The following is a 4,852-nucleotide window of genomic DNA, read 5'->3' as shown; positions in this document are numbered from 1 at the left end:
GTCCTGGCTGAGCGAGGCGCCGAGCAGAGATGTCTGCCTGCCGCCGACGGTCAGCCGGAACTCGGAAAGGACCCGCGTGTCGTCGCGAAAGAAACCGTCGCCGGCGCCACGTATGTCGCCATAGGCGTCGGCAACGGCGAAGCAATCGCCCTGCTTGAGCGCAAACAACCGATGCGGCTCGCGAGGGGCGGTGGCGTCGAGCGATGCAAGCGCAACCGCAGGATCGAGCTGGCGCTCATCGAGTTGGGCCATTCGTCACAGATCCCTGTTGTTTCGTTGCCGTGGCTCGAGCACGTCGCCGCTCAAGACGCCTTCGCCGTGCTCGGGACGCCGATCAGGCCCGCATAGGCGGCCAGATAGTCGCCGGCCATTCTCCTGGCGGAGAACCGCTTTTCGAAAACGGCCCTCACCTTTCGCCTGTCGAGTTGCAGCAAGTCCGGCACCGCAGCGACCGCGCTATCCATTGTGTCAGCGATAAAACCGGTGACGCCTTGATCGATGATCTCCGGCAGCGCACCGCAACTCCAGCCGATGACCGGTGTGCCGCAGGCCATTGCCTCGATGGCGGCAAGGCCGAACGGCTCCGGCCAGTCGATCGGGAACAGCAGGCCGGCCGCCTTGCCGAGAAATTCCGCCTTCTGGTTTTCCTCGATCTCACCGACATAGACAACGCGATCGCCATCGATCAAAGGCTCGACCACCTCACGGAAATAGGCGCGATCGTCGTCGCCGATCTTTGCCGCGAGCTTGAGCTTGAGCCCCGAACGCAAGGCGATCTCGATGGCGCGATCCGGGCGCTTGTCGCGTGAGAACCGGCCGAGGAAGGCAAGGTAGGGTTCTTCGGCGGCCGTCTCGAACGTCGGCTCGTAGAGAGCAGTCGGCAATCCGTGATGGATCGTCGCCAACCAGTTGGCGTTGGCAAGGCCCGCCTTCTGGCTGTGCGAAATGGAAATCAGGGGAAAGCGCGGGAACCTTTCATAGGCCGGCGCCAGGTCGACATAATCCAGCCTGCCATGCGGCGTCGTCACCGTCCGCTCCGCAATATCCTCAAAGAAGGAAAAGTGCAGGAAGTGGCTGAGGTGGAAGTGGATGACGTCGAACTCCGACGCCCGTTCCCTCACCTGCGCAAGCATCGAAAGATGCGCCGCGATCTCGGATTTGAGCGGACGCGGATCGAGGCGCAACGCGCGTTCCCGGCTGGGTACCAGCTTCGCGGAGGTCTGGCTGTCGCCACTGGCAAACAGCGTCACCTCATGACCCAGATCGACCAGCGCTTCGGTCAGATACGAGACGATGCGCTCGGTGCCGCCATAGAGCCTTGGCGGCACCGATTCATAAAGCGGCGCGACATGGGCGATTTTCATATTTCATCCTGGATGCTGGGCATGCAGGTGTGAAATGCGTCAACGGCTCGATTGGTTCCGATTTTATGGTCGAGCCGTCGGCACCAGAGGCCGCAGTCGGCATGGAACTGTGCGTCAAACGGATTGCGCGATCAGGGTCAGAAAGCCACCGCTCAGGGCAACATTCCCGACGAAGCCATTGATGCGGGACGCACGGTCCGGACCCTGATGGTCCCAGAAATTGTGGAACATCGGCGTGGCGACGATGAGGAACAGCAGCAGCACCGTGGCCGCGAGTGCCGTCCACAATCCTGCGATGACCAGCACACCGGCGGCGACCTGAAGCACGATACCAGTCCACAGTGCCAACCGCGCCTGCGGCACACCGCGCGCGGCCATCAGCTGGGTCAGGAAGGCCGCGTTCTGGATGTTGCGCAGGCCGGCGAAAACGAAGGCGCCGCCGAGCAGCAAGCGAGCGAGAAACAACAAGGTCGAAGGCAAATCCGCAGGCATCAAACTCTCCCCTTTAAAGGTTTAAGGCAGTGGGAGCGCGCTCTCCACGGCGCTCCCAACATGATTGGACAATCAGGCGGCCTTGGCCGCCGGCATCGGATGTATGGCTTGGAACGGGATGCACAGCCGGTTCCAGGTGTTGATCATGCCGAGCGCAACGGACAGCTTGACCAGCTCCTCTTCTGAGAAATGCTCCAGCGTACGTGCATAAAGTTCGTCCGGCACGCCGTTGTTGGCGATCAGGGTGACGGCTTCGGTCCAGGCCAAAGCAGCGCGTTCACGCTCCGAGAACAGCGGCGATTCCTTCCAGGCTGAAACCAGATAGAGCCGCTGCTCGGTCTCGCCGTCGCGCCTGGCCTCGCGGCTGTGCATCTCGACGCAGAACGAGCAGCCATTGATCTGCGAAGCCCTGAGCTTGATCAGGTGCAGCAGGCTCACCTCGAGCCCGCATTCGTCCACCGCCTTGTTGAGCGCCGACACCGCCTTCATGATCTCCGGCGCCTTGGCGAAAAATTGCAGCCTCTGTTTCATCGTCTCGTCCTTTCACGTCTGCTTGGGTTTTGAGGTTTTGGGGTTAACTGGATTTCTGCGGCCGCTGGTGGCGCTCGACAAAGGCGCAGCTCGCAGCAAGCGACCTGGGATCGCCTTCTGCCGCATAGGTGGCCACGATATCGGACAGCTTGGTCTCGGCGAGCGCGGCGCGATAGGCGCGTTCGGCCTTCAGCATCGCGGCGTTGATGCCGCAGGGTTTCACATAGGCCGACGCATCGAGCTTCACCGGACCGCGCTGGCGGATCTCGCCGCAGCGGAAGGCCGGCTCGCGGCCCTCGACGGCCAGCACGATGTCGAGCAGCGTGATGCGCTCGGCTGGCCGCGCCAGCCGATAGCCACCGGCAGGCCCGGGCACCGATTCCAGGATGCGCGCCGCGCTCAGCATGTTGAGATGCTTGAGCAGATAGCTCGGCGAAAGGCCAAAGGCCTCGGCGAGAGCGGCGCCCGGCATGGTGCTATTGCCTTCCACACTGGCCAGCGTGGCGGCGCAATGGATGGCTGCTTCAACACCCTCGCCCAGCTTCATCGAACAGGTTCCTTATTCATGGATACATACTATCGTGGATAATTCCTATCTGCAATAGGAAAATGAAAAACGGCGCTCGAAAGCGCCGCTTTTCTCTTGGGGTAGTTCCTACTCCGCAGCCACCTTGGCCATCGGGTTGTTCGGGTGCGTGGTCCAGTTGGCGTAGACCGGCGATACCGGCCTGCCGGTGCGCTGGTCCATCACACCGGCTGCCAGCGGCTCCATGGTAATGCAGTTCTCGACCGGGCAGACATTGACGCAGAGATTGCAGCCGACACACTCGGCCTCGATGACCTCGAAGTGCCTGACGCCGTCGACCATGCTGGTGATCGCCTGGTGCGAAGTGTCCTCGCAGGCGATGTGGCAGCGGCCGCATTTGATGCAGGCATCCTGGTCGATATGCGCCTTGGCGACGTAGTTCAGGTTGAGATACTGCCAATCGGTGACCTTGGGCGTGGCGCGGCCGACGATGTCGTCGAGCGAGGCGTGCCCCTTCTCGTCCATCCAGTTTTCCAGGCCCGCGATCATCTCCTGCACGATCTTGAAGCCGTAGGTCATCGCCGCCGTGCAGACCTGCACATTGCCGGCGCCGAGCGCCATGAATTCGGCCGCGTCACGCCAGGTGGTGATGCCGCCGATGCCGGAGATCGGCAGGCCCTGCGTTTCCGGATCGCGCGCGATCTCGGCCACCATGTTCATGGCGATCGGCTTCACCGCCGGCCCGCAATAGCCGCCATGCGAGCCCTTGCCGTCGATGGTCGGCTGCGGCGCGAAGCTGTCGAGATCGACACCAGTGATCGAATTGATGGTGTTGATCAGCGACACCGCGTCGGTGCCGCCGGCATGTGCTGCGCGCGCGGGCTTGCGCACATCGGTGATGTTGGGCGTCAGCTTGGTGATGACGGGCATACGGGTGTTCTGCTTGCACCAGCGCACCACCATTTCGATATATTCCGGCACCTGGCCGACGGCGGCGCCCATGCCGCGTTCCGACATGCCGTGCGGACAGCCGAAATTGAGCTCGATGCCGTCGGCCTCCGTCTCCTCGACCACCGGCAGGATCGCCTTCCAGGCTTCCTCGACGCAAGGCACCATGAGCGAGACGACGATGGCGCGGTCGGGCCAGTCCTTCTTGACCTGCTTGATCTCGCGCAAATTGACCTGCAGGTCGCGGTCGGTGATCAGTTCGATGTTGTTGAGGCCGAGCAGGCGGCGGTCGGCGCCCCAGATCGCGCCGTAGCGCGGACCGTTGACGTTGACCACCGGTGGGCCCTCCTCGCCCAGTGTCTTCCACACCACGCCGCCCCAGCCGGCCTTGAAGGCGCGGATGACGTTGTAGGCCTTGTCGGTCGGCGGCGCCGAGGCCAGCCAGAACGGATTGGGCGACTTGATGCCAACGAAATTGTTTCTGATATCCGCCATGCTCATGCCCTCCCGTTCGAGGTCAGTGCCCGATTGATGCTCTCCGCAGCGTCGCGTCCCTGCGCGACCGCCGAGACGGTGAGGTCGTCGCCACCGAAGATGCAGTCGCCACCGGCCCAGACCTTGGCAAGCGACGTGCGACCTTCCGAATCCACCTTGATGCGGCCGGCTTCGAGCTCGATCGATGCACCGCTGCCATTGAGGGCGGCCGGGACAAAGCTCTGTCCAATCGCCTTGAACACCTGGTCGGCAACGAGCGTCAGCGTCTCGCCGGTGCCGGCAAGCCTGTCGCCGTTGAGGGCGGTGTATTCGAGTTCGACGGCAGTGACCTTGCCGCTCTCGGCGATCACCCGCTTCGGCTGCAGCCAGTGACGGATGCTGACGCCATTGGCAGCGGCCAGATCCTGCTCGAACTCAGACGCATTCATGTGCTCCTGGCCGCGCCGGTAGCAGATCGTCACCTCCTCGGCGCCGAGCAGCTTCGACTGTACCGCGG

The 4,852-nt window shown here is 63.1% G+C and carries 7 protein-coding genes; all 7 read right to left on the bottom strand.

Translation table 11 applies throughout. The annotated features are described in order from the left end of the window. On the bottom strand, window positions 1-252 hold a 252-nt coding region (locus tag EN914_RS24310; protein ID WP_281034670.1), incomplete at its 3' end, for a glycogen debranching N-terminal domain-containing protein. Window positions 253-302: 50 nt separating this feature from the next. Then, a complete protein-coding gene (locus EN914_RS24305) occupies window positions 303-1,364 on the bottom strand; it encodes a glycosyltransferase family 4 protein (RefSeq protein ID WP_013530898.1) in 1,062 nt (353 codons plus the stop codon). A gap of 114 nt (window positions 1,365-1,478) precedes the next feature. Beyond that, window positions 1,479-1,856, bottom strand: a complete 378-nt coding sequence (locus EN914_RS24300; protein WP_013530897.1) for a DoxX family protein — start codon at window positions 1,854-1,856, stop codon at window positions 1,479-1,481. Between the two features lie 72 nt (window positions 1,857-1,928). Continuing rightward, window positions 1,929-2,387: a carboxymuconolactone decarboxylase family protein gene (locus EN914_RS24295; RefSeq protein ID WP_024501510.1), complete on the bottom strand. Its 459-nt coding sequence runs from the start codon at window positions 2,385-2,387 to the stop codon at window positions 1,929-1,931. 43 nt (window positions 2,388-2,430) lie between these two features. Continuing rightward, a complete protein-coding gene (locus EN914_RS24290; RefSeq protein WP_024501511.1) occupies window positions 2,431-2,934 on the bottom strand; it encodes an Rrf2 family transcriptional regulator in 504 nt (167 codons plus the stop codon). Between the two features lie 108 nt (window positions 2,935-3,042). After that, window positions 3,043-4,356: an NAD-dependent dihydropyrimidine dehydrogenase subunit PreA gene (gene preA, locus EN914_RS24285; RefSeq protein WP_127389317.1), complete on the bottom strand. Its 1,314-nt coding sequence runs from the start codon at window positions 4,354-4,356 to the stop codon at window positions 3,043-3,045. Between the two features lie 2 nt (window positions 4,357-4,358). Beyond that, window positions 4,359-4,852: FAD-dependent oxidoreductase (locus EN914_RS24280; RefSeq protein WP_164778879.1), on the bottom strand; the 494-nt coding region annotated here is incomplete at its 5' end.

The sequence above is a fragment of the Mesorhizobium sp. M7A.F.Ca.CA.001.08.2.1 genome (assembly GCF_003998455.1).
Classification (GTDB): domain Bacteria; phylum Pseudomonadota; class Alphaproteobacteria; order Rhizobiales; family Rhizobiaceae; genus Mesorhizobium; species Mesorhizobium ciceri.
The sequence above is the reverse complement of the archived record's forward strand: the minus strand, read 5'-3'. Positions and strand labels throughout refer to the sequence as shown.